General features: G+C 44.5%; 20 protein-coding genes. 2 read left to right on the forward strand and 18 right to left on the reverse strand.

The window, feature by feature from the left end:
- Nucleotides 1–134: 134 nt before the first annotated feature.
- The 13 genes from ACTNES_RS05850 to ACTNES_RS05910 form a co-directional block, all read right to left on the reverse strand.
- On the reverse strand, nucleotides 135–1,100 hold the full coding sequence (locus ACTNES_RS05850) for a DUF3991 domain-containing protein (protein WP_441038836.1): 966 nt from the start codon (nucleotides 1,098–1,100) through the stop codon (nucleotides 135–137).
- Nucleotides 1,100–2,260: a methionine adenosyltransferase gene (gene metK / locus ACTNES_RS05855; protein ID WP_441038838.1), complete on the reverse strand. Its 1,161-nt coding sequence runs from the start codon at nucleotides 2,258–2,260 to the stop codon at nucleotides 1,100–1,102. Before metK ends, ACTNES_RS05850 begins: the two co-directional genes overlap by 1 nt.
- 258 nt (nucleotides 2,261–2,518) lie before the next feature.
- Entirely contained in the window at nucleotides 2,519–3,316 is a 798-nt protein-coding gene (locus tag ACTNES_RS05860) for a class B sortase (protein WP_441038840.1), read from the reverse strand.
- A complete protein-coding gene (locus tag ACTNES_RS05865; RefSeq protein WP_441038871.1) occupies nucleotides 3,313–3,810 on the reverse strand; it encodes a gamma-glutamylcyclotransferase family protein in 498 nt (165 codons plus the stop codon). The genes ACTNES_RS05860 and ACTNES_RS05865 overlap by 4 nt, the downstream gene beginning before the upstream one ends.
- Nucleotide 3,811: 1 nt before the next feature.
- Nucleotides 3,812–10,159, reverse strand: a complete 6,348-nt coding sequence (locus ACTNES_RS05870; RefSeq protein WP_441038872.1) for a SpaA isopeptide-forming pilin-related protein — start codon at nucleotides 10,157–10,159, stop codon at nucleotides 3,812–3,814.
- 85 nt (nucleotides 10,160–10,244) lie between these two features.
- Entirely contained in the window at nucleotides 10,245–11,195 is a 951-nt protein-coding gene (locus ACTNES_RS05875; RefSeq protein WP_334304839.1) for an amidoligase family protein, read from the reverse strand.
- A 5-nt stretch (nucleotides 11,196–11,200) separates the two neighbouring features.
- On the reverse strand, nucleotides 11,201–12,502 hold the full coding sequence (gene dcm / locus ACTNES_RS05880) for a DNA (cytosine-5-)-methyltransferase (protein WP_288788339.1): 1,302 nt from the start codon (nucleotides 12,500–12,502) through the stop codon (nucleotides 11,201–11,203).
- A 74-nt stretch (nucleotides 12,503–12,576) separates the two neighbouring features.
- Nucleotides 12,577–13,134: a hypothetical protein gene (locus ACTNES_RS05885; protein WP_288788321.1), complete on the reverse strand. Its 558-nt coding sequence runs from the start codon at nucleotides 13,132–13,134 to the stop codon at nucleotides 12,577–12,579.
- A 217-nt stretch (nucleotides 13,135–13,351) separates the two neighbouring features.
- Complete coding sequence (locus ACTNES_RS05890) at nucleotides 13,352–13,645, reverse strand: plasmid segregation centromere-binding protein ParR (protein WP_288788323.1); 294 nt, start codon at nucleotides 13,643–13,645, stop codon at nucleotides 13,352–13,354.
- Nucleotides 13,633–14,541 carry a ParM/StbA family protein gene (locus ACTNES_RS05895; RefSeq protein ID WP_288788341.1) on the reverse strand — a complete coding sequence of 303 codons (909 nt, stop codon included), beginning with the start codon at nucleotides 14,539–14,541 and terminating at the stop codon, nucleotides 13,633–13,635. Before ACTNES_RS05895 ends, ACTNES_RS05890 begins: the two co-directional genes overlap by 13 nt.
- A 246-nt stretch (nucleotides 14,542–14,787) precedes the next feature.
- A complete protein-coding gene (locus ACTNES_RS05900; RefSeq protein ID WP_288788329.1) occupies nucleotides 14,788–16,266 on the reverse strand; it encodes an Lsa family ABC-F type ribosomal protection protein in 1,479 nt (492 codons plus the stop codon).
- Between the two features lie 528 nt (nucleotides 16,267–16,794).
- Nucleotides 16,795–18,084 (reverse strand): IS110 family transposase, encoded by a 1,290-nt coding sequence (locus ACTNES_RS05905; RefSeq protein ID WP_441038843.1) that lies wholly within the window; start codon nucleotides 18,082–18,084, stop codon nucleotides 16,795–16,797.
- Between the two features lie 321 nt (nucleotides 18,085–18,405).
- Nucleotides 18,406–18,756 (reverse strand): hypothetical protein, encoded by a 351-nt coding sequence (locus ACTNES_RS05910; RefSeq protein WP_288788331.1) that lies wholly within the window; start codon nucleotides 18,754–18,756, stop codon nucleotides 18,406–18,408.
- A 131-nt stretch (nucleotides 18,757–18,887) separates the two neighbouring features.
- Between ACTNES_RS05910 and ACTNES_RS05915 the strand changes: the two genes are divergently transcribed.
- Nucleotides 18,888–19,139, forward strand: coding sequence for a helix-turn-helix domain-containing protein (locus ACTNES_RS05915; RefSeq protein ID WP_019162211.1), 252 nt, complete (start codon nucleotides 18,888–18,890; stop codon nucleotides 19,137–19,139).
- Nucleotides 19,140–19,191: 52 nt separating this feature from the next.
- Here the strand turns inward: ACTNES_RS05915 and ACTNES_RS05920 are convergent, their stop codons facing one another.
- From ACTNES_RS05920 to ACTNES_RS05930, 3 genes are all read right to left on the reverse strand, one after another.
- Nucleotides 19,192–19,425, reverse strand: a complete 234-nt coding sequence (locus ACTNES_RS05920; RefSeq protein WP_288788334.1) for a hypothetical protein — start codon at nucleotides 19,423–19,425, stop codon at nucleotides 19,192–19,194.
- On the reverse strand, nucleotides 19,409–19,789 hold the full coding sequence (locus ACTNES_RS05925) for a DUF6664 family protein (protein ID WP_441038846.1): 381 nt from the start codon (nucleotides 19,787–19,789) through the stop codon (nucleotides 19,409–19,411). Before ACTNES_RS05925 ends, ACTNES_RS05920 begins: the two co-directional genes overlap by 17 nt.
- Nucleotides 19,790–19,988: 199 nt before the next feature.
- The gene (locus ACTNES_RS05930; RefSeq protein WP_288788338.1) at nucleotides 19,989–20,705 is read right to left on the reverse strand and encodes a flavodoxin; all 717 of its coding nucleotides are present in this window, start codon (nucleotides 20,703–20,705) and stop codon (nucleotides 19,989–19,991) included.
- A gap of 440 nt (nucleotides 20,706–21,145) precedes the next feature.
- Here ACTNES_RS05930 and ACTNES_RS05935 point away from each other — a divergent pair, with 440 nt between their 5' ends.
- Nucleotides 21,146–21,538 (forward strand): C-GCAxxG-C-C family protein, encoded by a 393-nt coding sequence (locus tag ACTNES_RS05935; protein WP_441038848.1) that lies wholly within the window; start codon nucleotides 21,146–21,148, stop codon nucleotides 21,536–21,538.
- 109 nt (nucleotides 21,539–21,647) lie between these two features.
- Here the strand turns inward: ACTNES_RS05935 and cls are convergent, their stop codons facing one another.
- On the reverse strand, nucleotides 21,648–23,207 hold the full coding sequence (gene cls / locus ACTNES_RS05940; RefSeq protein ID WP_441038850.1) for a cardiolipin synthase: 1,560 nt from the start codon (nucleotides 23,205–23,207) through the stop codon (nucleotides 21,648–21,650).
- Between the two features lie 103 nt (nucleotides 23,208–23,310).
- Nucleotides 23,311–25,905 carry a hypothetical protein gene (locus tag ACTNES_RS05945; protein WP_441038852.1) on the reverse strand — a complete coding sequence of 865 codons (2,595 nt, stop codon included), beginning with the start codon at nucleotides 25,903–25,905 and terminating at the stop codon, nucleotides 23,311–23,313.

The following is a 25,905-nucleotide window of genomic DNA, read 5'->3' on the forward strand; positions in this document are numbered from 1 at the left end:
TTCCTGATATGGCACCAGCTCGTTTCCTTCCAATGGATCTGCATCTTCCCAGTCCACAAGGTCCGAATGATCCGGGATAAAACTTGCCATGACAGGGGACAGCATTTCCACTTCTATTTTGTCTTTCACAGGCATCACCTCACTTCCCTGTTCTGCCGTTTCTCCGGTGTCCTGGCAGCCATCTTTGCCATGTCTGCCCAGTCTGCCCCTTCAATCTCCGGCAGATTCTTGATGATCTGATAGCTTCCCTCATAGGCTTTTCGGATATGTTCACACGCCCACCGTCCGGCAAAGTCATTGTCGGTACACACTTCGATCTCGGTGATCTCCGGGTGCTGGGTAAGGAAATGTTCCAGTGCCTGCGGCTTTTTTATGCTCCGCTGGCTCTTTCCTTCTTTTGGTGCGCTGATCCCGCCAAGCTCCAAACGGTACTTATCCATTCTTCCCTGTTCCAGTGTCATGTGGGCCAGCACATCCACACAGGCTTCATAAACGGCAACCCGTCTGCATCCGTGCTTCGCCGGAACACAAAAAGCGTATGCCTTTTCGCTTCCGGCCTGTTCCATCTTAAAGGACTTTCCGCTGGCATCGTAAATCCCACGCAGGAAAGCATATCTTGCCACCTGGTTTTCATCCCGGCCTACGAACACGGCATTGTGGTACGGCAGGCTCTCATATAAGATTCCCAAATGAACACACCGCTGTAAGACCTCGCCGCTGATGCCCCGCTCTTTCAGATAGCGGAACACCCTGCGGCAGTCCGGGCTGGCCGGAGGCAGGACAAATGGCTTCTTGGGCTTTGCTTCCACGGGAGGAGGGATATAGGTGGGATACTCATCTTTCAGCATTTGCACTGCCTCCAGAAAAGAACACCCGTCTACATGAATCAGGAAATTTAAGGCACTGGTGCCCCCGATATCTCTGGATTTCCAGTGCCACTGGCTGGTCTGCTCGTTGATCTTAAAGCTGTCGTGGTCTGTCAGCTCCCATTCATTTCTGGCTGAAGATTTTTTCAGACGGTTTGGCTGGTATTTCTTCAGGTATTCAATGGCGGTGATCTCCCTTGCACGTTTAATTTCTTCTTCCGGAATCCACGGCATTACATCACGGTATCCCGGAGCTGCTCTGCCTTATCCGTTTTCTCCCACGGGAATTCCTTTCTTCCAAAATGCCCGAACACCGCACTCTGTCGGTAGATCGGCCGCTTCAGGTGCAGAGTGTCACTAATCTGGCTTGGGGTAAGTCCGAACACCAGAGGGATCGCGGCGGCGAGGCAGTCATCCGCACAGATTTTTCCCGTTCCAAAGGTATCCACCTGCACCATGACTGGCTGGGCAACCCCGATGGCATAGGCAAGGGACACCTGGCATCGGCTGGCAAGTCCGGCAGCCACCATGTTTTTGGCAATGTAACGAGCCATGTATGCCCCGGATCGGTCAACTTTGGAACAGTCCTTCCCGGAAAATGCACCGCCGCCATGCGGTACCAGGCCGCCGTAGGTATCCACCATCAGCTTCCTTCCGGTCAGGCCGGTGTCTGCATCCAGACCTCCACACACAAATCTGCCCGATGGGTTAATCAAGATCTTGGTATCCTCATCCGGCGGCAGCATACGGAGTGCCGGGCGTAACACTTTCTCCCGGATCTCATGCTCCAGCTTCCGAAGGGATTTTTCCTTTTCATGCTGGCAGGACACAACGACCGTATCCAGACGGACAGGTCTGTCATCCTCATATTCCACGGTCACCTGTGCCTTTCCGTCCGGCAGGATTCCCGTGATATATCCGCTTCTGCGGCTTGCAGACAGTTCCCTTACGATGCGGTTCGCCAGAACCACTGGCATCGGCATAAGCTGCGGCGTCTCATCGCAGGCGTATCCCACCATGATTCCCTGATCCCCGGCACCATTAGCAAGTCCGCTCTGAACAGAAACAGTCCCTGTCCTGCGTTCTTTGGAGCGTTCCACTGCCCCGGCGATATCCGGACTCTGTTTGTGGATGAGGGCATCCATATGGATTCCGCTTGCGTCATAGCCTGCACTCTCCAGCACCTTTCTGACGATTTCAAACACCTGTGGCTCATATCGGCTGGTAATCTCTCCTGCCACGATGATGTTCCCTTGGGTCGCCAGCACCTCGCAGGCCACCCTGGAATTTTCGTCCTCTTTCAGACACGCATCCAGAATGCTGTCTGCAATCAGGTCGCAGAGCTTATCCGGATGTCCTTCCGTTACGGATTCTGCTGTATAAAAACGTTTCATAATTGTTACCATCCTTTCCAACGAGTCAAAGCTCGTTATCACATAAGTAAATAGATCCAGCAGAAAGCACTCCTTTTGGAACACTTCCTGCCGGATCTGGGTTATGAGCTGTCTCACATTCTGCACTTTTCTGGTACTTTCAGACACTTTTTTCTACCTGAATACTACCAATACACTCCCTTACATACTCCCCCTGTTTTGAACATTTCCCAGCCCGTGCGGTCATGATTTGTCTCATTTTCTGCACTTTTGGGGTACTTACGAACACTTTTGGCTCCACACTGCCCCGGAAACCGGCACCGCCAGGACGATGTTCCTGGCACCGTTCCATTCATACGAACACGTGACGAGCGTCAAAACCTTATCGTATATACACTTCAGGTAATCATCCCCGGTTTCGAACACTTCTCTCTGCTTGGCTGCTTTTAAGTACTCCTGCACTGCCGCCGCATCCAGAAGTTTCTGCTGGAATGGGAACAGATCCCGGTCTGCTTTCAGAACCGTGACGATCCTGTATTCCTGAATGCCGTCCTCTGTCTGAAGATAAGCAAAACGATGAGCGTTATAATAATCTTCCCCTGCATATAAGTCCAGGTTTCCGAACATCGCCCCGCTGTTCATGTTGTGGCCATAAATGATGAGATTCCTGCTTTCAGACACTTTGCAGTCTGCCTGTAAAAACAGACTTCCGTTGATGTCATATTCTTTTTTGTAATTCCGCTTCAGATAAAATTCGCCATTCTCCTGTTCGGACTGAAGCACCGGATAGTCAATCCCGGTGTCCGGTATAGTCAGCCATCCCTGTACATCCGGGTACTGTTTTCGGAGAGAAACAAGTTCTACCGCAGCCACCGGGCATTTTCTTCCAGCCGGGTGGTCTTTCTTTTCAGAGCCTGAGGCTCCCGGAGCTTCCGGCTCCGGGAAATTCCCTTTCAGCTCTGCCACCAGCTTTTTATTCTCCATTGGGAGATATACCATGTGGTAAATCAGGAACCCGGCACTTAAGAAAAGTGCTACAAAGCATACCGTTTGAAAAAATTTTTTCACGATTTTCATCGTTCCTGTCCGGTTTTCCTCTGTTGCTTTGGCTGGCTTTTCTGCGTCTGTCCCGGCACAGGCGGTTTCCTGGCTGCTTTCAGGATCGGTCCCGTTGGGATGTGGTTCTGCCTGCATCCCTTTAAGATCCCAGTCAGATAAGACCGTCCTGGCGGATTAAAGTTCTGCATATAGTCTTTCGTCATGATATAGACAATCGCTTTGATCTCTTTCCCAGCTTTATCCTTGACGGTGATCTCCTGCTTGTCGTAAAAATCTGGGTAGCCCTCATAAAGATCCAGACTCTTTTCGCAGTCCCCGGTCAGTGACCAGAGGACGCCGTCCACATGGCTTCCCTCTTCCGGGAAGATGGTGGCAAGTCCGCTCCCTGCGGCTGCAAAGGTCAGCCGATACCCCTCCAGGCGGACGGTTTCTACCACCTCCGCCTTTGGGCACCGATATGCCATCTGGTCCAGATCCATGTTGCTTCCATAGGCAAAATATAATTGTTCCAGCTTATCTGCCCCCTTTTTTCTTCTTTCTCTTGGATGCCAGGCTCATGCCGATCAGACCGCCTGCGGAAAGAATCAGGCACAAGGCCGGAATCCAAAGGTTGGTATCATCGCCTGTTTTCGGGTTGCTTACAGACGGGGTATCCTCCGGCAGCTTCTCATTGGTCACTTTCTGGATGACTTCGATCACTGGCGTTTTGTCATCTACATAGGTAAATGTCACTTCATGCTTTGTTTCGTCCAGCTGGTATCCTTCCGGTGCTTTGGTTTCAACCAGATAATAAGTGGCTGCCTTGTCAAATTTGCCGTCCTTATAAGTTCCGATTGCAAGCAGTCCGCTGGCTGCATGGCCGTTTTCATCGGTGGTCAGTGTTTCTACCACTTTGCCATCAGCATCCCTCAGTTCAAATTCCGCTCCTTTCAGTGCGGCTCCAGTATCCTTGTCCGTTTTCTCAACAATCAGACGTCCCTTTGCGGTATCGTCTTTCATGGCCACCTTCTGGATCTCTGCGGTGTCTGACACCTCGAAGGTGATCTCTTCCGCTGCAATATAACCGTTTGGAGCCTGCTCTTCTTTCAGGGTGTATTTACCAATCGGAAGTTTTTCGATATAGTGCGGCTCTTTTCCGGAAGTCCAGCTCTCTACAACCTTTCCATTCTCATCCGTGATAGTCAGTTTGGCTCCTTCAATCTCCTGATCTCCGGTAATATCCGTTTTGCTGATTTCCACTTTGGTCACGTCATCTTCCATCGCCTGTTTCTGGATCTCTGCGGTATTTTCCACGGTGAATGTGATGCTTTCCGCAGTAACATATCCATCGGCCGGCTTAGTCTCTGTCAGGGTATAAGATTTTCCTACAACCAGTTCCTTGATGATGTGCGGCTCCTCGGTGGAAGTCCATTCCTCAACCACAGCTCCGGTTTCATCCGTCAGCTGTAATCTGGCTCCCGGCAGTTCCTCTCCTGTAGTCAGATCAGTTTTGGAAAGCTCCACGGTGGTCGGCTCATCTTCAAATACAAACTCATAGGATGCTTCTGCTTCTTTATCCCCCTGGTACTCAAAAACAAATTCCTGCTCTTCTCCGGTGGTGACAAATCCATCCGGTGCATACAGCTCCTTCACATAATAGGTTCCGTCGATCGGCAGGTCCGCAATAAAGGAAATCTTTCCATCTGCATCTGTTGTTTTTAACCCGATCAGGGTGTCAGCTTCCATCAGCACATTTCCAGATGCGGACAGGATGTCGTTTCTGGTATAAAGTCCAAAGATGCCGCCTTTTAATACACGGTCGGTATTCTTTTCTTTCTTCAGGACGTTCACTTTCACTTTCTGGCGGTTGTTCTGCCAGTCCTCATCGTATACAACAACTGGGGTATCCTGGTCACGGTAGGAAAGATCTACATATCGTGGTTCTTCATCCAGCACATAACCATATGCTGTACCCACCTCTTTGACATAGTATTTTCCAACCGGAAGGTCAGATACTTTTGCAATGCCGTCTGCATCCGTTGTCACGGTTGCTACCAGCTCGTCCTTGGAATAGTAATCCGGGCTTACGCCATCGGCTGCTTTGATATCCTCGGCAGCACGGATTTCAAAGGTAACGTCTGTCAGGCTTCCGGTGATGTACTCAAAGAAATGTTCCACAACACCTTTGACGTTGTCCAACAGAGTGATCTTGTCAAGAAATTCACCTTTCTTGTTTACGATCAGCAGTGCTTTCGGCACATCGTCCTTCATTTCCACTTTCTGTACTTCTGCGGTATCCTGAACGGTGAATTCCACATCCGTGGTCTTTAAATAGCCAAGCGGTGCAAGGGATTCACGGAGGATATAGGTTTTTCCAACAGTCAGGTATTTGATCACATGCGGCTCATCCTTTACGGAAGTCCAGCTGTCGATCACATTTCCATCTTTATCCAAAACAGAAAGGGATGCCCCGTTCAGCTCCACACCTGTAGTCAGATCGGATTTGGTTACCTCAATCGTAGTAGGCTGGTTCTTCTTTACAGATTTCAGCTTGATGGTCGGAATGTCCTGTCCCTGATAGGTGGCATCGAATTCCAGTACCCCGTCAGAGGATACAAAACCGTCCGGTGCAGAAATCTCTTTTACATAATAAGTTCCAAGCGGCAGGTCCAGGGTAAAGTGTGCCTGCCCTTTTTCATCACTTGTGATCTCCTGTAATAAGGTATCTGCTTTCACAACGACTTTGTTGCCTGATTTGATTTCCTTCTTATTGTAAAGTCCAAATACGGCTCCTTTTACCACGCTTCCGGTTTCTGCATCCTGCTTTTCTACCGTGATACTTACTTTCTGGCGTTCATTAGTAAATGTCACTTCTTCGTCCACAATCGGGGTATCCTGTCCGGCATAAGTAAAGGTTACCTCTTCCCCTTTTGCATTCCAAGTGTACCCTTCCGGTGCTTTTTTCTCTTCTACACGGTATGTTCCGAACGGAAGATTCTCGATTACGGCACTTCCGGTTTCATCGGTTGTCACTGTTGCCACCAGTGTGTCTTTGGCATATTCCAGATAACGGTTTCCATTCTCATCTTTCTGATGGTCTGCGGTATAGATATCTTCTGCGGCGTAAACCTCAAATACGGCTCCTGCAAGGCTGGCTTCCTCGTAGGTGAAATCCTTGTCAAAACCTTTGACTACTTCACCTTCCTTGCGGATGGTCAGTCTGCCTTTTGCCGGGTGGTTTTCGAAATCTACCTCGATGATCAGGTCACCGCTGACCGGATCTTCCTGGTATGCGGTATCGCTGTCTACCTTGATTTCTACCGTTTTTGTGCTGTGAGTGTATCCATCCGGTGCAGTCACCTCTTCGATGCGGTAATTTCCACAAGCAAGATTCTGCGGCAGGATCAGGTATCCATTTTCATCGGTAAAATAAGATTTATGTACCGTAGTGGATGGGTAAGTGGTTACCTGTTCCACATACTTTTTATTGTCCAAATCGTATACCTTGAACTCGGTATTCGGAACCAGGACAGATTTCTTTGTCTCATCGTCTTTTTTGATGATCTTTAATTTTGCTTCAAACTCTTTATCCAGAAGCACACGCCATACCTGCGGCTGATCCGGATGGTTCTCTGAGATTACAACTTTAAAATCATCAACTGGCGTGAAGTTGTGCGGTGTGGTGGTCTCTCTTACAATGTAGGTACCGTATGGGAGCGGAATGGAGCATGCATATCCACGCTCATCTGTGAACATTTCGGTCTGTCCGTCTGCGGTCAGCACGACTGGAGATGCAGAGGCAAAATCATAGGAGCCGTCCTTGTTGTTCTTCAGACTGCTCTCCAGATAAGCACTAAATCCCACGCCTTTTAACAGATAGGCATCTGTCTTTCCGTTGTTGGCTGCTTTGATGACCTGGAACGGCTGTTTGATCACATCTTCCAGAGAAGTTACGGTACGTTCTACCGTCTGAACCAGATCTCCCTCGTCATTGCACTCCAGATCATGTTCGTCCGGGTCTGCCAGATATCCGACAGGCGGCGTCAATTCTTTAACATAATACTTTCCGAGATAGAGGTCTGCGACTTCTGCATTTCCATCTGCATCCGTAGTCAGGGCTGCCACCTGGGTTCCTGCCGGATAAAGGACACCCGTCTGTCCATCCGGATGGACGATATCCTCACGGGCATACAGGCCATAAACGGCACCCTCAAAGGTTGCATCTCCCTGTGCAGTCTTTCCGGTTTCAGAATCCTCTTTTACTAGTTTGATCTTCGCATTGACACGTTCATTCTGGAATGTATGGCTGAAGGAAACGGTTGCTTCTTTGTCTGTGGTATATTGGAACGTAAAGGAATAAATATCTTCGCTGTTTCTTACATATCCAGCTGGTGCAGCTACCTCTTTCATGTAGTAGCTATTGGCGATTGGCAGGTCTGCCTGGTACATAGCTTTTCCGTCTGTTCCGGTCACTGCCTTTTCAATGAGGGTATCTTTCTTAACCACAACGCTTCCGTCCGCTGCTTTGATGTCATTTCCGGCATACAGACCATAGGTACCTCCCGGAAGATATTTCTTAGTTTCTTTATCCTGTTTATATATACTCACGCTTGCTTTCTGGCGGGCATTTTTGAATGTTACGCTTCCCATTACCTTCTCTACATTGCTTCCGGCATAGGAAAGTGTGATCTCCTGGCTTTCGCCTGTGCATACCAGATTTTGTGGTGCTTTCATTTCTTTTACTACATATTTTCCCAGATATAGATTATCCAGTGTGGCACTTCCATCGTCCCCGGTGGTAAGTCCGGCTTTGACCAGTGCATCTTTTTTATAGATTACCGTTCCGTCTGCGGATACAATGTCAGCCGCAGCATAAACGTTATAAACAGCACCCTTCTGCTTCTGCTCGGTATAAACAAAGGAAACGCCATTGTCTGTTACGTTTGCCCCAGTCAGCACTTCTCCTAACTTGTAAACAGTCAGACTTGCCATCTGCTCTGCATCGGTAACGGTCTGTTTTACGGTATCCCCGATCACCAGTTTTATGTCGTAGGCTTTGGTGTCCAGCAGGTATCCGTTTGGTACAGAGATCTCTTTCAGGTATACGGTATCCTGTGTTTTGGTGATCGTAACGCTGGAAGCTCCGTTGGCATCTGTGGCCGGCATCTTTGTGATCAGGTTCTTTCCGTCCTTGTCACTGTAAACGCCATAGACTGCACCTGCGATGGCTTTGTTGCTCTTGCGGTCTTTCTTTACGATCTCCAGTGTTGCCTGTTTTACCCATGATACTTTAAAATCTACATATTTCTCATCGGTCACGCCCTCACCAAATACCAGGGCAAGGTCCTGTGTCTCGCTTCCAGTGGTGATCTTATAAGCGGAGTAGTCTTTGATGATGCTTCCTTTCATAGTGGAAGACCATTCCCCTTTGACATCCACCGCCTGTGTCAGCGGTGCGGATAAATAAAATTTGGTACCGCCGCAGATTTCTACAGATGCACCTGCACTGCTGGTTTTTCCGGTTGTCACGTTATGCAGTCTGACACCGGACGGCAGCTTCATGGTGATGGTCTGCAGTTCGGATGCCTTGAAAGTGATCTCTTCTGTTCTCTGGCTGTTACCGCTGATATAGGCGGTCACATCTGCATTGGAAAAGCTCATGTCCACTTCCGGGATCTCCGGCTGGCTCATACAGTAATCATAGAGTTCTTTTGCAAGGGCCTGCCCGGTAGCATTTGTACCAGAAAAAGCGTCACCGCTGTTATTGGCATAGGACGCAGCCAGATGGGTAATAATAAACTGTTTTCCTGCCGAAAAGTCAGGATGTTTCTCAGAAAAGAATCCATTTTCACCAGATGCTTTGGTTCCATAATAGCAAACCTTGGCCAGTGCTTTACTGTCAGACAGTTTTGTAATCTTATAGACACCATCTCCTGGCCCTGCTTTGGATGGCTGCACACAGTAGGCCGTTGCAGACACATTTCCAAATTTAACGGTATATTTATAGGTTACATAGGAACCAAGACCGTAGTCTGCATAATAATAAGCAGTTCCTCTTGTCACATCTACGTCCTGGGTTGCTCTTGTACTGGTATTGACTGCGGTGAATGAAACGGTTTCCCCATCTTCCATTGCCATCAGGTCAATATTCTGTTCCCCTGCCTGCTCCAGAACATCGCCGAGTGTCAGCCCGGATTCTTCATCGGTTGTATTTTCCGTTTCGGATTCCTCTAATGCGGCATCAAACTCAGATTCGGAAAGTCCATCCTGAAATTCGGATTCTGTTTCTTCCGGTTCTTTTGTCTCCACTTCCTCTGTTTCAGATTCAGCTGTCTCCGGTTCAACAATTTCTGTCTCTACAGGCTCTGTCTCAGTTTCTTCCTGCGAGGCAGCTTCCTCATCATCAGAACTGGTATCCTCTTCGGTGACTGCCTGTTCTATCTGCGGTTCACTCTGAGAAGACGCTGTCACAGGCTCTTTTACGATCAGGTTTCTTCCGATCTGATAAACCGGATGGTTCTGGTTAACTGGCTCCACATAATAAACGGCATGGTAAGTGTCCGCATGGCCGGTGCTGAAGCTCTCCCCGGCGTCATTCTCTGCTTTCTGGAATGTTACCTTGACTTTGCTTTCATCCTTGATTTCCAGCTTCGTGCGGTCACTGGAAACATCAAATGCCTGTCCGACTTCCAGCTCCAAATCGGTGGCTTTTACCACTTCATTTTCATCCAGCAGATTCTTTACAGATTCATACGCTGGCGGTTCTGCCGCTTTTGGCTCTTCCGAAGCATAAACGGTCAGCGGTGAAATGACCGTGGATAAGATGGTTACTGCCGCCATCACCCCGGAAAGGATTCGCCTGAATCGATATTTACTCTTCATGTTTTCTACCTCTTTCTTCTTTTTCTTTATTTTGCATAAGAACAGCCGGATGTTTCCACCCGGCCTGTCTGTTCCTATTATTCTGTTATCTCGCATCGTCTGTCCGTCTTGGATTCTGCTGACAGGCATAGGTACTTTTGTCATACCGCCATGCCTTATCTCCGTCCAGATTGGCAAGCAGATGCTTCCGCACATTTTTGTATTCGTCCCCGATTAGTCCGAGGCGGAGCAAAAAGGTGCGGAAGGTAAATGCAGGGTTATCCCCGATCTCTGTCTTTTTGGCATGGGTACAGGACTGGTTGATTGCCTGTGCGGATATGGCAAGTGCCAGTGTAATGTTTGACCGGACTTTCCCTGCATGGAGCGTGCTTTCAAAACAACGCCATTCCAGTGTTCCCTTAGAAAAAACGGCGTGCAGGTTTAATGCATAATACCTTGTCCAGTTATAATGCTCGGAGCTTCCGTCATTTCCTTCATACCATGCCCTTTTGAATTTTTCCATGGTGATGGTGCTGTTCGGCATCCGGCGGATTTTCTCCAGTACCATAGGACGGACTTTCTGGCAATACTCATCTTCTCTTCTGGTCTGCACTTTCAAGGCTTTGAATAAGATATCCTCTTTGCAGTACATAATTGTCAGTGCATTCTTCAGACTCCTTGGTGTATGGTTGGCTGCGTCCACATGGACATGCATGCCACAGGATGAATTTACAAAAGCGCCTGCGTTTTTGACACACCGCACCACTTCCTGGAGTTTTCCCATTTCCGAATATTCCAGTTTTGGGGACACCATCTCCGTGGCATATTCGCTGTCAGCATTCAGACACCTCCCGTGAGATTTGTACTGACAACAGATACTGGAATCATAGGAAAACTTCCAGACCTTTCCATCCGGGTCTTTCACACACCATGAATTGTAAGAATGGATGGAATATGGCTCTGTTCCGAACATTCTTCCAACAGCGACAGCCGCATTGTAACGGCTGATTCCTGTCATCTCAATCTCTGTACCGAAATACTGGTCTTTTAAGTCGATCTGTGTCACCCACCCTTCACTTCTGGAACAGGTGAGCTGCTTCGAATCTCTTCATCCACGGCTTTCAGGTTTCTGCCTATTGCTTCAATAACATTGACGGTGACACCGTTCCCAGCCTGCTTATAAAGCTGGTTGTCGGATGTCTCTTTTTCCATCTTGGAGATCTGGTCGTCCCGGTATCCCTGCAGTCGCAGACACTCCCTTGGTGCCAGCCTGCGGATTCTGCCGTGGTAGATCACGCCATGACGGTCGGTTGCCGTAATGGTGAACATTGGCTCGTCCGGTTCTTTCATCCTTCTTCCATTCTGGCGGACTTTTTCCTTGGCTGGTGTCAGCACTGCCCTTGGCGGTTCTTCCACCAGCACCCCGGAGCTTTCACCCCTGTGGTTATGGATGCTGGAATCCTGTCTGGTATTCAGACATCTTGCAACCTCTGTCACCAGCGGCGGAGGGGAGATATCTACAAAATGCAGTGTCCCCTGCTGGTTTCCGGTCGTCAGAGTATGGGCAATCTCATGCCCAACTCTTCCCCTGCGGCTGTTGATGCCCGGATATCCTAGATCAATGCTGTCACCCTCATAAGCCATCTTGTACCCTTTTCGGGTATTTTCCTTGATCGGGATACCGACTTCGTATAATCCGGTCTTGCCGCCCATACCGCCAGCCCCGCTGGTCAGCGTGCAGCTCAGTCCTTCTTCTGCGTAGACTCTTTCTCCCTGTTTGCCAGCATGGACTTGTATAAGAGCTGTTCCATTTGCTTTTGGGAAAGGTAATATTTTTCCGGCACATCTTCCATCAAGATATCCGACAATATACACCCGTTTCCTTGACTGGGGGACTCCGAAATCCTTGCTGTTAAGCACCTTCCATTCGACATGATACCCCAGTTCAGATAGCGTACTGAGGATGGTGTGAAACGTCCGGCCTTTGTCATGCGAAAGCAGACCGGGTACGTTTTCAAGGAGAAAATACGCAGGTCGTTTGTCTGCAACCAGCCTGGCAACTTCGAAGAAAAGGGTTCCTCTTGCATCGGCAAATCCTTCCCTTCGTCCAGCGATGGAGAATGCCTGGCAAGGAAATCCCGCGCATAAAAGATCAAAGTCCGGCATTCGTTCTGTTTCAATATTTCTTGCGTCATTGCAGAACCACTCTCCTTCCGTATCAAACAGCACCCGGTAGTTGTGGTCTGCATACGCATCCGCTTCACAGTGTCCGACACAGGTGAAGCCTCCTGCCCTTTGCAGCCCTTCTCGGAATCCTCCGATTCCACTGAAAAGGTCAAAAAATCGAATTGTTCCGGCTATCAGCCTCCCTTCGCTGCGAAAAAAACAGTGCAGATTTCTCTGCACCGTCTTAGTCTCTTGGTTTCTGTTATTGATGTCTATTCTTCTGCATCCTCTGGCTCTGTTGCTTCTGGTTCCGTCTCTTCGGTTTCCAGTTCCTCTTCGTCTACTTCTGCTGACTCTGTTTCCTCTGGCTCCTCAGTTTCCGTCTCTGTCGGCTCTTCTTCCGGTTCCGTCTCTTCGGCTTCCGATTCTGTCGGTTCTTCCTCTGCTTCGGCTTCTTTCAACTCCGGCTCTTCTTCCGGTTCGGATTCTGCAGGCTCAGCTTCTTCCGGTTCCGTAGCTCCTGCTGATTCCGCTTTCCATTTGGCTTCCTCTTTTTCAAGTGCCTCTTCGATTAGTCCGATCAGGAAGTCTTTCTGTTTCATGCCGTTCTTGGCGAGGACTGCTTTCAGTCTGGAAAATAACTCCTCGTCTACCTGTACTGCTACTGTTCTTAAATTTGCCATGTCCGTCTTTTCTCCTTTTCTTGTCATGTGTTCTTCGATTACCATTTCAAGGTATTTTGGTATGCTGATTCCTAACTCTTCGACCTCCAGTTTTAGCTTTTCATGCAGCTCTACCGGGATCTTTCCGCATATGTTTTTTATCTCCATGCGTTTGTTCTCCTTTCTTTTTTCTATACACAACATACCCTAAAACGTGGCAGAAAGCTATTCACAATACCCAACGAATATGAGGATTCCAAAAGCCCCCAAAGGATGCAGATCTAATAACATTCAATAGGCATCACCCCTTTCAAAGATCCGTGATTTATACTAATTTAACTGTCTGAATTTTGGCTATTTTATCACCGGGAAAGACTTGACTTTTTCAGAATGCCTCCTCAAGTCCGGAGAGAAAATCCAGCATCTGGGACGGAATTTCTTCCTTCTTTGAAACACTTTCCCCGGAGCCTGAAATGGAAGCACCTGCCAGTTCTTCCCGGATGGCCTGCCGGATGCTTTTCTCCAGCCGGTTGTTTTCCTGATCTTTTAAAATTACCTGAACCAGATAGCTGCTCTTCTGTCCATCCGGAACACTTTTCAGGATCTCCCATGCCCTTTTATGGTCTGGATTCTCCAGGTTCAGGCGGAACGAGAAAACGGGTCTCTTTACTTCGCGCACATCTGCCCCACAATCCGCTCATAGCCGGAAGCGTTGGCGTGTACGTCTGTCAGGTAAATCTGCCGACACAGCCCGTCCTGTGGTGTCACGTGCCGTTTCAGGATGCTGGCTCCGCCGCCCATGATCACGGACGGAATCGCCTTCAGATCGAACCCGGCTTCCATGATTGCAGACAGTATTTTCTCCGTATAAAGCCTTCCCTGCTGGGCAATGATTTCTTTTGCCGCCGGGTCCATGCTGCAGCTCTGGCCGTTCAGAACACGTTCGATCTGAATGTCCGTTATAGACAGTCCGGTATTTCTGCGTACCTGCTCGGTGATCTCATTCACACACCGGATCACACCAAGCTCCAGGCTGCGGCAGGTTGCGGCGTTTGGAACACTGTTGTCCAGCCGCATCAGATCTACGGTCCAGCCACCAATGTCTACGAGAAGAACAGAAGGCTCATCCCGAACACATTCCGGGTGGAGAGCCAAGGCAGAGTATCCCTGTGGGAACAGTTTTACATCCTGAATCCGTATCTCATAGCTTTCATCCTCGTACCGGAAACGCACAGGCTGCTCTTTCCGAAACAGATACTCCCGGAAGCCTTTTTTCTCCCTGCCAAAACTTGCCAAAGGAAGGCCGGCTGCCAGAACCACATCTGCTTTCCGTTCTCCCCGGCGGTAACGGATCTCCTGGGCAATGGCAGCCATTGTCAAAAGGTAATAATTGTCATTGGAAGTCTTACTTCTCACCAGTGTCTGCCGCCCAGTTCCGCACACATAAAATTTCCCATTGTACTGCAGGACATTCTGCATGGTATACGGCTCGTAATCATACCCGGTCAGTCCTGTCGGGAAACACACATGGGGAGTTTTGATAGCATAATATCCATGATCGATTCCTATAATGATAAGTCACCACATCCTTTCTGGTTTTTCTTGTTCTTTTCCAGCAGGTGGTCTTTTTGTCTGGAAAAAGAGAAAAAGGGCAGAACCCCGAAGAGTCCTGCCCGTAATAAAAAATACAGCTATGTACATTTTGTAAATAAATACGCATAGCTGTATTCAATCATTTTTATTTGTTAATCAACGCTGCAAACTGGAAGTTGTAGTGTTGATTGTCTACAGTAATCTGCTTTCAAATGTATTCGTTTTAAATTATAGACACACTATACTTGTTGCAATCTTCTGCTGAAATACGCTGTCATGCTCCACAAATAACATAGTCGGCTTATACTCTAAAATCAATTCTTCAATTTGCATCCTTGTAATAACATCAATATAGTTTAAGGGTTCATCCCAAATATATAAATGTGCCTGTTCACAAAGACTTCTGGCTATCAGAACTTTTTTCTTCTGACCTTCACTAAAATTTTCAATATTTTTTTCAAACTGGCTTCGTTCAAATCCCATTTTGCGAAGTATTGCTTTCAGCAGACTTTCATCTACCGTATATTGCTCCGCATAAGCCGTAAGGCTTCCTTTCAAATCCGATGTATCCTGAGAAACATACGAAATTTTCAGGTTTGAATCAATATCCAGATTTCCTGAATATTGGATATTTTCTCCACAAATCAGCTTTAGTAGAGTAGATTTTCCACAACCGTTTTTTCCGGTTACAGCAATACGTTCACCCGGATGAAGCTGAAAATGAATATCACTGCATATTCCCACATCACCATGATATAAAGCAAGATGACTTGCTGTAATCAGCGTTCCTCTGCCATAAGAAAGCGGTGATATTTTCAACGAACTGGTTTGTTCAATATTTTTCAGCAGCCCTGATTTCATCTCTATCGCTGATTGCATTCGATTTTCCTGGCTCTTTGCCCGCTTCATCATTTTTGCTGCTTTATGTCCAACAAATCCTTTATCCAATTTAGAACCTGAGTTTCGTGTTCCATTTTTTGTTTTTTCCACTTTGTCAGACCAGTCCGCAGACCTTCTTGCAGCATCAGACAGCCGGATAATATCTTTTCGCAACTTCTCATTTTCGGCAAGTTCAAATTCATCCTGCATCCGTTTGTTGTCCCACCAAGTACTAAAATTCCCCTGTTGTACTTCAATATTATTCCGATTGATTGACAGTGTATGGTCGATACACTTATCAAGTAATTCTCGATCATGAGAAACAAGAATAAATCCTTTTTTCCTTTGCAGATATTCTCCTACCTTTTTTCTCGCTTCTGTATCCAAATGGTTCGTTGGCTCATCAATCAGCAGAAAACGTTCAGAACCAGTAAATAGTGCAGCAAGCAATACTTTTGTTCGTTCTCCATTTGAAAGAGTTTCAAATGGTCTGTATAACACTTCTGCATTCACATCCAATTTTGAAACTTCTTTTAACAATTCCCAATCCTCTGATTCAGGGCAAATCTCATGCATTACATCAATGGTATATTGAGACATATCTTTCACATGATATGGGAAATATTCAAATGTGACATTTGAACTGATGATTCCAGTATAATGATATTTTCCCAATAAAAGGTTAAGAAATGTTGTTTTCCCCCTTCCATTTCTTCCTATAAACCCAAGTTTCCAGTTTGTGTCAATCTGAAAATTCACATTTTCAAATACATTATCATAATGACCTTCGTAACCGAAAGTTAAATTGATTACCTTTATTTCTGACATAAAAATTCCTCCCTATTAAGTCAAGTCCTTTTTCCTTGAAAATCAAGGATTTTTTTGATATATCATCAATAAATATCTCAGAAGAAGGAGCCATAGGAATGGACATTTCTCTGTATCTGGTACGAAAATAGCGGATTTTGGGTACACGAAGTAAAACGTCTTTCTTTTCGTTCTACATGGCCTTGTGTATACCCATCCATCTACGGCAGCGAACCTCCCGTGTCTACCAGGATCATCAGCCCTCTGGAGCCGAGTCCTAACTTCTCTCGTCCCGCCTGTCCATAACCAGGGTGTCAGCTCAGCTCCTTTACAGGGTCATGCCCTCTGGAATATATTCCTGCCGACTACTGGCTCATTCTTTGTTTGTTTTATTACTGACTTTCTTCCTTCCTGCAACAGCACTTTCAGTGGACGTTTTCCTATTGCATTCCGATTTTTATACTTCCAGCTACCGTGGCTGGTCTCAGCATTCAAGCATTCTTTACTCAAATGCTCAAACCAACCACGATATACTGCTTCCTGATATTTTTATGCTGCCATTATTGTTTCCGGCCTTACGATATCACTCAGCATCTTCTGACCATCATAATCTACACCTTTTGTCAGTATCGTGTAGAAGATCCTGATCAGCTTGCACGCAATCGCTATGACTGACTGCATCTTCTTCAAAGGATTTTGCTTCCTCGTCCTGTAATAGTCATGGATTTCTCTAAACTCTTTATTCTTTCCTATCACAGATATCGCAGCTTCATACAATGCATATCTCAGGCGTTTTCTTCCCCTGTGGCTGATGCGGCTTTCTCCGTTGTGTTTGCCGGAACTGTCTGCAACAATGGCATAACCTGCCAGTTTCTGCAGCTGCTTTGGGTTATCAAAACGACGAATGTCACCCACCTCTGCAATAAAACAGCTTACGGTTTTTAAACCGATCCCGTTGATCTCCATCAGTTTATCAATGTATGGAATCTCAGAAAGTTTCGCTTCTATCTCCCGCATCAGATCATCCATTCTGTTTTTATATACTTCATAATCGTTCAGCAGGTTACGGATCTCTATTCTGGCACTTCCAGGTGCTTCTGTACTTCCGATGCTGTGCTCCGCAGCTGATACCAGGGTCCTTGCCCTCTTTAAGCCAGCGCCTTTCAGCTTTGCATTCCTCCATACCTGATTTACACCATCTACGCCAAGTTCTTTTATGTCACATGGCAACGGTGCCTTTTTGATCACCATCATCCCGCTTACAGCATCCGGGTTTTTATAAACGTCTTTTATTTCCGGAAAATAAATACTGAACCATCGGGCAATCCGGTTTTTGATCCTTGTAAGTTCTTCCTGCGTCTGAATACGAAGATTTGACAGATTTCTGATCTCTGCGTATATCCCTGTTGGGATATATGGATACGAAAATCTTCCTTCATTTACCAGTCCCGCAATTGTTTTTGGATCTTTACGGTCATTCTTATTCGGGTTGTTATCATCCAGTTCTTTGGACTTCTTTACATGATGCGGATTCACATGCACCGGCTTCATTCCCTGTTCCTGCAGGTACGCTCCAAGGTTCAGCCAGTAATGACCGGTAGGTTCCATACCCGGAATCACCACCTCTTTACCATGTTTGTCTGCCATGTCTTCCATCCATGCCTTAAATGCAGCAAACCCGGCTTCATCGTTGTTGAAAGCAATCGGCTTTTTTGAGTACTCATAATTCCGCCAGTCAAAGGCCCTTGCATAATGAGTTTCACTTCCAACATCAATACCAACGATTAAAGTTTTTTCCGTAATAGATGCAATTTTTGCGTTCTGTGTGTTATAATTCATTTCAGATACCTCTCTGTTCAATAAGATTTTTTACTAACCGTCCAAAGTCAGTAATCTTATTTTACACTGAGGTATTTTTTTCTCAACCTTCTTTCTCGGAATTCCTTATATTTGAATTATACAAGAAGCTCCTTTGTTGCGTATGTTCGTCTTCTCAAAGTTGGAATTATGATGGTTAAATTACTCTATGCAAAGTCCATCATCCAACTTTACATAGAGAAAAACATGTACGATTTCAATTTCATTGCTCATAGCAAGTGTTCCTCCTTGTCAAATTCCGAATTGCTAAATTCATTTTCATTGACAATGGTATCATATTTTTTATTGATAATCTAGTTCCTGTATCCATTCTCTGATTTCTATTGGTGCATTTTCGCAAAAATCCTGAATCCACATCTTATGGAGCCTGACTTCTGACTCTGTACTGTCTATGTTTCCAGCACATCCACCTGTTTCCTGAAGTGCTTCCAGGCAAGCCCATTCCTTTTTGAAGTTTCCGGCAAATTCCATCCATACTTTTATATGATATTCCTTAAAACCCAAATGATAAATCAAATAGGTCAACCTGTCAAAATCAGCTAACGGCATTTTTTCTTTTTTCAGCAATAACCTTTTATCATGCTCGCTGCATAGATATAAAAATGCAAGCTGTTCTATCTTTGCCTGCTCCATATATTTCTCCCTTCTCTTCTGCTTTGTCTCACTTTTACAACCGATTCTACCTTGTCCAATCGTTAAAATCAATACAGATGGTGCAAAAAGTGAGACAAGCCATCCTTTTACCAGAGAGGAAGAGATTTAAAATGCCAAAGCCAAGGACACAGTCTGGTGAAAAGAATCTGATCAGCCAACGGTTGATTGAGCTTCGCAGGACTCACAATATGTCTCAGCGTGATCTTGCCTATAAACTCCAGTTAGCTGGTTACGATATGGATAAAAATGTAATCACCAGAATCGAAACAAACAAGCGTTATGTCACTGATCTTGAATTAAAAGCCATTGCTGAAATCTTTCAGGTTTCATACATATTTCTCATTGATGGCAAAGACGAATAGAAGTGACAAATGGGGAAGTTCTTTTCGTGCTTCCCCATTTTATTCGTCCTTATTACAGATTCAGTAGTTCTAAGATTTTCTGCATACCGGCCTGATATAAAGATTCCGCATATAATATCCATCTTTCACTGACTTCAGTAACATATGCGTCTATCGTTTTTCGCTTTTCTTTTGATAATCCCATTGTCTGAACCTGTTCTTCATATTTTGATATTTTTTCCAGCATTTCCTGGTACGCTACATTTTCTTTCAGCTGTTCTTCTATCTCATCAATCCAGGTATCCATCAGCAACTCTAGCAGTTTCTGTGTGCTTTCCCAGTATTGCTTTTTTTATTTTCCCCAGCATAGCTCCATAAGAAATCATTTGAGCCTGTCCCATATAAAAATGGTACTCTTCTTCTATCATTTCCTTTTCGCTCTCCAGTTGGAAATATCGATGTACTGCCTTATGCTCTTCTTCCGTTAGGCTGATTGACTGATTCGTCTCCATAAATGTTTCTATCACTGGATACTTTTCTATAAATTCCAGTATTTTCTTTTGCATTCTCTGGTATTCCGCATTATGCTTTTTCAGATAGATACATACCTGTTCTCCTATCCGTATCCCCAGACATTGTTCGTTCCAGATGATATCTGGCTGTACTGTCATATTGTTTTCTCCCTTCTGTGTAGTTTTTCTGTTCCAAGCACAAGACTATACCACACTTCCGGGAGAAAGCTATTCAGCAGATCTACTGAAATGACCGGGCAGATACTGTGCAACCAGCCTATTGTTACCAAATATTAGAAAAGCAACAGGAATCTCGACTTTTTATCGTTGTTCCTGCTGCTCATAGCATTCTTTATATTTAGTTCAGATTCAAACTTTTTACCCAGTCCTGAACCTCTTCTTCTGATGCATTAGAAGAAAATCTCTTTCCTTCCTGCCAGTCTCCGGTTCCTGCCATTTCCTCTAAAAGTTTTCCGCTGTCTCCAATTCCAGAGGAAGCTGATGTACATACAGGAATTATCGTTTTTCCTGTAAAATCATTACTTTTAACAAACTGGTTTACTGGCCACGCTGAAACTGACCACCAGATGGGGTAACAGAGGACAAGCTCCGTGTACTCACCGAAATTATCAACTGTCGTAGAAACCAGATCTACATCTCTCAGGCTCTCATCGTCATGCTCTCTTGATACTCGGCTGTCGTCATTTGTCCAGTCAAGATCCTCATCTGTATAAGGCTCTACAGGCTCCAGCTCAAATAAATCTCCACCTGTTGTATCTGCAATATAATTTGCGACTGCTTTTGTACTTCCTGTTGCGGAGTAATATACAACCAGTACTTTACCTGTTTTTTCTGTGCCATCCTGTGCAGGTGTTCCTGTTGCTTCCGCTTCTGTCACTGCTGCTGTTGTTTCTGCTTCATCAGAATTTTCTGTTGCTGAACTCTCCTGTTCAGTCTCTGTATTCTGTGCGGTTTCACTGCTCTGATTATCTGATTTATTCGATCCGCATCCTGTCAGTAAAACTCCTGCTAATATACAAACGGCAAGTAACATCCAACTTATGTGTTTCCTCATTTTCAGCATCTCCTTTTCTACGTTATTCTCTATATAAACGTGATACACATTTTTCTGCATTATCTGTGTATACCGTAGTTTTCAACCTCATAATTATAACTTGATACACGCTATACACTACTATAAACTATACTCCATTTTAGTGCTATCATAACACTTGATGGACAGTCATTCACACACCTGTCCATGTTACACACATTAAGATCAGCTATTCCCATGGCTGGGCATTATCTACAGATTATAATGAATGTACACTTCGTACATTGTTTGATAAGGCAGATAAATATATGTATGAGAATAAACAGCAGAGTAAGCTGGGACGACGTGATTAACTCATCCGGATTAATTCATTAATATCTATGTCCGAAAAATTTTACAATTGAAACAGAGAATTTATGTGATTCAGTTAAATTTTCAAAATTACAAAGGAGTACATACCTATGTCTAATTCAAAATGTGAAACAGCAGTAGAAAAGAAACACTGTGGTTATAACTGCGCACAGGCAGTTGCCTGTTCTTTCTGTGAAGAAGCTCACATGGATGAAGATACCCTCTTCAGTCTCACCCAGGGCTTCGGAGCAGGACTTGGAACTATGGACGGTACCTGCGGCGCAATTTCAGGTGCTGCAGTTGTTGCAGGTTTAATCAATCAGAACAGAATGGAAACCTCCAGAGATGTCCGTTTTGTCATGAATCAGTTTAAGCAACAGAATGGTTCTGTTATCTGTAAAGATCTCAAGGGCGTTGAAACCGGTAAAATGTTACGCTCCTGTGATGACTGTGTCAGAGATGCAGTGAAATTTCTTGAGAATGTATTAAACGAGGAAAAATAAAATACTCTGCCTCAGATATAATCGGAAAGATTATTTCATTATAGGCCAATATAATACTAAAACGCTGTACTGCAGATTCCCCAAATCTACAAGTACAGCGTTTTTAATATTAAAGCAGTTCCGCAAACAGTCTCAGGAACATCTGTCCCAGTCTGAGTGTTGCACTGCGTCCCTCTTTATACTGATCAGTTACTTCTCTGCACTCTGATATTGTATGTTCCAGGTCATGTCTGATGTCCAGTACCACATCACAACCCGCCATGAAACATCCATTTTCAAAATGATGATAAAGACTTCGATAATCCATATTAATGGTTCCGCAGGTAGCCATGCAGTCATCCACCACACACATCTTTGCATGACAGAATCCAGGTGTCCACTCAAAGATACGAACTCCATTGATCACCAATCCATTATAGAAGGACCTTGTTACACTGTAGATTAGTTTTTTGTCTGGAATTCCAGGGGTAATGATCCTTACATCCACGCCACGTTTCGCTGCCAGTGAAAGTGCATGAGCCATCTCATCCGTAATAATCAGGTACGGTGTCATAAACCAGCAATATTTCTCAGCTTTGTTGATCATACTGATATACACTTCTTCACCAACCTGTTCCCCATCCAGAGGACTGTCTGCATAAGGCTGAATATAGCCGTTCTGCTTTGCCTGATATGGATGCGGCTGAAGATACTGTTCCATGTCAATTTCATCCGGATGTGCATTGCTGACAGCATTCCACATTTCCAGAAAGGCCACTGTCAGAGAGCGTACTGCATCACCTTCCATGCGCACCCCTGTATCTTTCCACATTCCATAAGGGTGTGTAATGTTAAAATATTCATTTGCCAGATTATAGCCCCCTGTGTATCCCACTTTTCCATCGATTACCGTAATCTTACGGTGATCTCTGTTATTCAGAAACATATTAAAGCCCGGCGAAAATGGATTGAATACACGGCATTTAATACCAACACTTTCCAGCTTTCGTGCAAAATCCATGTTTACAAAACCAATAGAACCCATATCATCATAGAAAACCCGCACCTCAACGCCCGCCTTCACACGATCTTCCAAAATTTTCTGAATTCTGTGCCATGCCTCTTCATCTTCAATCGCATGATACTCCATGAAGATAAATTTCTCGGCGTTCTTCATATCTTCAAGCTGTGCATTCAGTCCTTTGATGGCCTCGTCATAATAGATCATATCTGTATTCTGATAAACCGGATATCCGGCATAACTGGATAAATAAGAAGAAATACCTCCCGCTTTGGGAATTTTATCCTGAAGTTTCTTCTGAATTTCACTATTTTTTGGAAGCAGTGGCAATAATTTTGCATCAATCTTTTCATATCTTGACCGCATTTTCCAGGTTCCGCCATTAAGACCTATCAGCAGAAATAATGTCACACCCATAATTGGAAATGCCAGTATCAAAATGATCCACGGTGTTTTCATAGTTGAAGTCTGATGACTGCCATAAATCTTCAATACCAGAACAATTGCAAAAATACGGGTAAACAGATCGATCACTCCCGCATATGCATTTAACCGCTTGAAAACTACCAACATAAATCCAACCTGAAAAAGAATTGCCAGTACAGAAAAAGCCATGCGCTTCACGCCGTTTTCTGTCTTTTTCTTGCTTTCCAACGTGCTGTTGCTCATACACTTTCCTCCTGTTGTTTTTTATTTTCTGTAATTATTTTAACTTTACGAAAAAGTATATCATATCTCCATTTTTAATCAAACAGATAATATATTTTAAACACTATGACAAAGTTATGTATGGCTCCTGTACAAAGAGTTCCTGGATTTTTTTGTTTAGGGCTTCGAATTTTTCCTTGTCAGTACCAAAAATAGAATCCGTAACGCTTAGCATCCATGCCTCTTCCGGATATATTCTATGAAAACTTATGTAGGGACCTTTTCTTACATCATTTATATAGAAACAAAAATCACAATTGCTCCTGTTCATTTTTCCTTCCTGCCAGATCTTCAGGATTCGTTCAGAAACTTCTTCTATATCGTAATTTTCCTCATCCATATAAAATTTAATAAATAAATTATTATTGAAACCTTTGTTAATCTGAACTTTTGCATCCGGATCTATTTGCTCAATACTCTCCTTTACTATCGTTGCATCATGCGGATAAAATTCCCATGCTGACCTGCTTTCTTCTTTTTCAGAAACCACCTGTTCTTTACTGCTATACTGACTATATTTTAGATTGTAGTCCGTATTCATTTTTCCTTCCTGTCCAAGAATATTAAAAAGTTCTGCCAGTATTTTCATGTCTTTAGAAAATTTCCCTGACTTACTCATCAACGCATTGTCAAACGTAAGCTCATAATACTTCTTATCGTATTCCTCTTCTCCTCCTGTTCCTGCAGGCATTTCCTTCAGTTTCAGTTTTGCTATATCATAACTATACGCTGCTTTCAGGTAAACATTTCCATCATCTTCAAGAACAGACGTCATAAATTCTTTCATATTTTTATTAGTACTTTCAAAACATAACGTCCATTTATCATCCTCTGCTTTAATCTCACAATTCGAAAAATATAACTGCTTTCCCCAACGGTCAGTCAATCTAATCTGGGATGTTTCTCCCACTTCTCCAAGTATATCCGCTACAAATTCTGACATGTCTTTCTGCCGTACTTTTATCGCAAAGATATTTTTATTATCTTTCTCTGTTCCTATCGCATACGGAATTTCCAGACACTCCAAGCGTTCTGCCAGATCTCCCAGATTATGATAATAATCTCCCTCATCCATTTTTTTCTTATAAGCACCGTACTTCAATTTTACGGAAGGTTCTTCTACCTGGTCTTCACTCATCCAGTTTGTAAAAAGATCAGAACTTCTGTTTATCCAGTCCGTAGGAATCTCTTCTTTCATTTTGAACTCATTTTTCAAATTCTCATCCATCAGTACAGGAAAAACCAGTTCCATCCAGGGAGATTCTAAAATATATACTTTATGCCAATCACCACCATCTACTTCTGCTGTATAAAAATCATTTACATCTTCCAGAAATCCCCCCATATCTACTCTTTCGTATCCTGACACATTTAATTGGGGAATCATCGTATTTTTCAGTTTTTCTGCCATCTCATCTGATAGAATTACCTCAACCTTTTTTAATTCTTTGGCAGAACCATTTTCCTGCGCATCCTTTTCCTCCTCCGAAAGTTCTATTTCTTTAATGGATTGGATTTCTTTTTGAGGAATCTCTATGTCCCCTTCCTGTCGCACCCAGGTTCCGTTGTCATTCGCAATCGTGCCAATCCGCAGTTTCAGAGGTTTTGTCAGATATGTTTCCAGTTTATTTCCTGTTTCTTTATAAAGTCCATAGGGAATTACTACTCTAATCTTACCATCATCATCTTCAACCCAGTACTTATGATCCTGTGACAATTTTTTTACTCTGTTTTTGATAATTTCCACAGAATCTTTATAATCTATCTGCTTCATTTCATCAGGCGGAATCAGCATAATCGTTTCTGTCTCCACTCCCAGAAATCGAATCTGTTCCTCATATTTTTTGTATACTCCAAACAGCACTGCCACTGCCAGAATTCCCATAAGAAGCCACCCGCCAATAAGATACAGTGAATTTCCTTTCTGCTTTATATTGTCCTTCTTCCAGTTGTCCAAAGCTTCATATAATTCTTCCGGTGTGTGAAATCCACATTCCGAATCTGTATTCATTCCTTTTTCCACAATTTTATGGAATTCTGCACTTCCTTTCGGGTCGCATGTTTCCAGTGGCTCTGTCTCATCAAAGAGAACACGTACGAATATGTCCTGAGGTTTTTTCCCGGAAAGGCACTCATAAAAAATTTCACACACAGAATAAGTATACTCAACATCATCCGCCTCATAATCCACGATCTTTGGTACAAGACATAATTCCCCATTCTCATTTCTGTATAACATTTTTGTGGAAACAGTCAGATTTCGTATTCCTGCATTTTGAAGTTTCTGAAGATTTCTCAAAACTGGCAGAAACATCTCTGTCAGTTCTTCTTCAGATATCCTCTTTTTTTGTCCGACATACTGTTCCAGGCTGATACCTTCCGGATAATCATAGATAATATAGGCTTTATCCCCATATTCAAACTGATCTGATACATGACAAAGCCCTGGCAGATCTGAAAAGTCTCCCAACTGGCGGGCTCTGAAAAGGATCTCCTCTATTTCTTCTTTCTGAAGATCCACCTCCTGGATCAGGATTTTTTTCTGTACACGCTTATGCCATCCTTCATAACGTGCTGTATCAGATCCTGCTTCCAATATTCTTTTAATTTCATATCGATCATCCAGCAGACTTCCGATTGATACTTTGTTAATTGCCAT

Origin of the sequence: Blautia sp. HCP3S3_D9 (assembly GCF_052063845.1) — a bacterium.
GTDB lineage: Bacteria > Bacillota > Clostridia > Lachnospirales > Lachnospiraceae > Blautia_A.

Bases quoted from the DNA above. Each gene is read 5' to 3' on its own strand.
- ACTNES_RS05935 (WP_441038848.1), top strand. From the start codon at position 21,146: ATGTCTAATTCAAAATGTGAAACAGCAGTAGAAAAGAAACACTGTGGT.
- ACTNES_RS05910 (WP_288788331.1), bottom strand. From the start codon at position 18,756: ATGGAGCAGGCAAAGATAGAACAGCTTGCATTTTTATATCTATGCAGC.
- ACTNES_RS05850 (WP_441038836.1), bottom strand. From the start codon at position 1,100: ATGCCGTGGATTCCGGAAGAAGAAATTAAACGTGCAAGGGAGATCACC.
- ACTNES_RS05860 (WP_441038840.1), bottom strand. From the start codon at position 3,316: ATGAAAATCGTGAAAAAATTTTTTCAAACGGTATGCTTTGTAGCACTT.
- ACTNES_RS05905 (WP_441038843.1), bottom strand. From the start codon at position 18,084: ATGAATTATAACACACAGAACGCAAAAATTGCATCTATTACGGAAAAA.
- ACTNES_RS05920 (WP_288788334.1), bottom strand. From the start codon at position 19,425: ATGGATACCTGGATTGATGAGATAGAAGAACAGCTGAAAGAAAATGTA.
- metK (WP_441038838.1), bottom strand. From the start codon at position 2,260: ATGAAACGTTTTTATACAGCAGAATCCGTAACGGAAGGACATCCGGAT.
- ACTNES_RS05925 (WP_441038846.1), bottom strand. From the start codon at position 19,789: ATGACAGTACAGCCAGATATCATCTGGAACGAACAATGTCTGGGGATA.
- ACTNES_RS05900 (WP_288788329.1), bottom strand. From the start codon at position 16,266: ATGTCAGAAATAAAGGTAATCAATTTAACTTTCGGTTACGAAGGTCAT.
- ACTNES_RS05930 (WP_288788338.1), bottom strand. From the start codon at position 20,705: ATGAGGAAACACATAAGTTGGATGTTACTTGCCGTTTGTATATTAGCA.
- ACTNES_RS05885 (WP_288788321.1), bottom strand. From the start codon at position 13,134: ATGGAGATAAAAAACATATGCGGAAAGATCCCGGTAGAGCTGCATGAA.
- ACTNES_RS05915 (WP_019162211.1), top strand. From the start codon at position 18,888: ATGCCAAAGCCAAGGACACAGTCTGGTGAAAAGAATCTGATCAGCCAA.
- ACTNES_RS05945 (WP_441038852.1), bottom strand. From the start codon at position 25,905: ATGGCAATTAACAAAGTATCAATCGGAAGTCTGCTGGATGATCGATAT.
- cls (WP_441038850.1), bottom strand. From the start codon at position 23,207: ATGAGCAACAGCACGTTGGAAAGCAAGAAAAAGACAGAAAACGGCGTG.
- ACTNES_RS05870 (WP_441038872.1), bottom strand. From the start codon at position 10,159: ATGAAGAGTAAATATCGATTCAGGCGAATCCTTTCCGGGGTGATGGCG.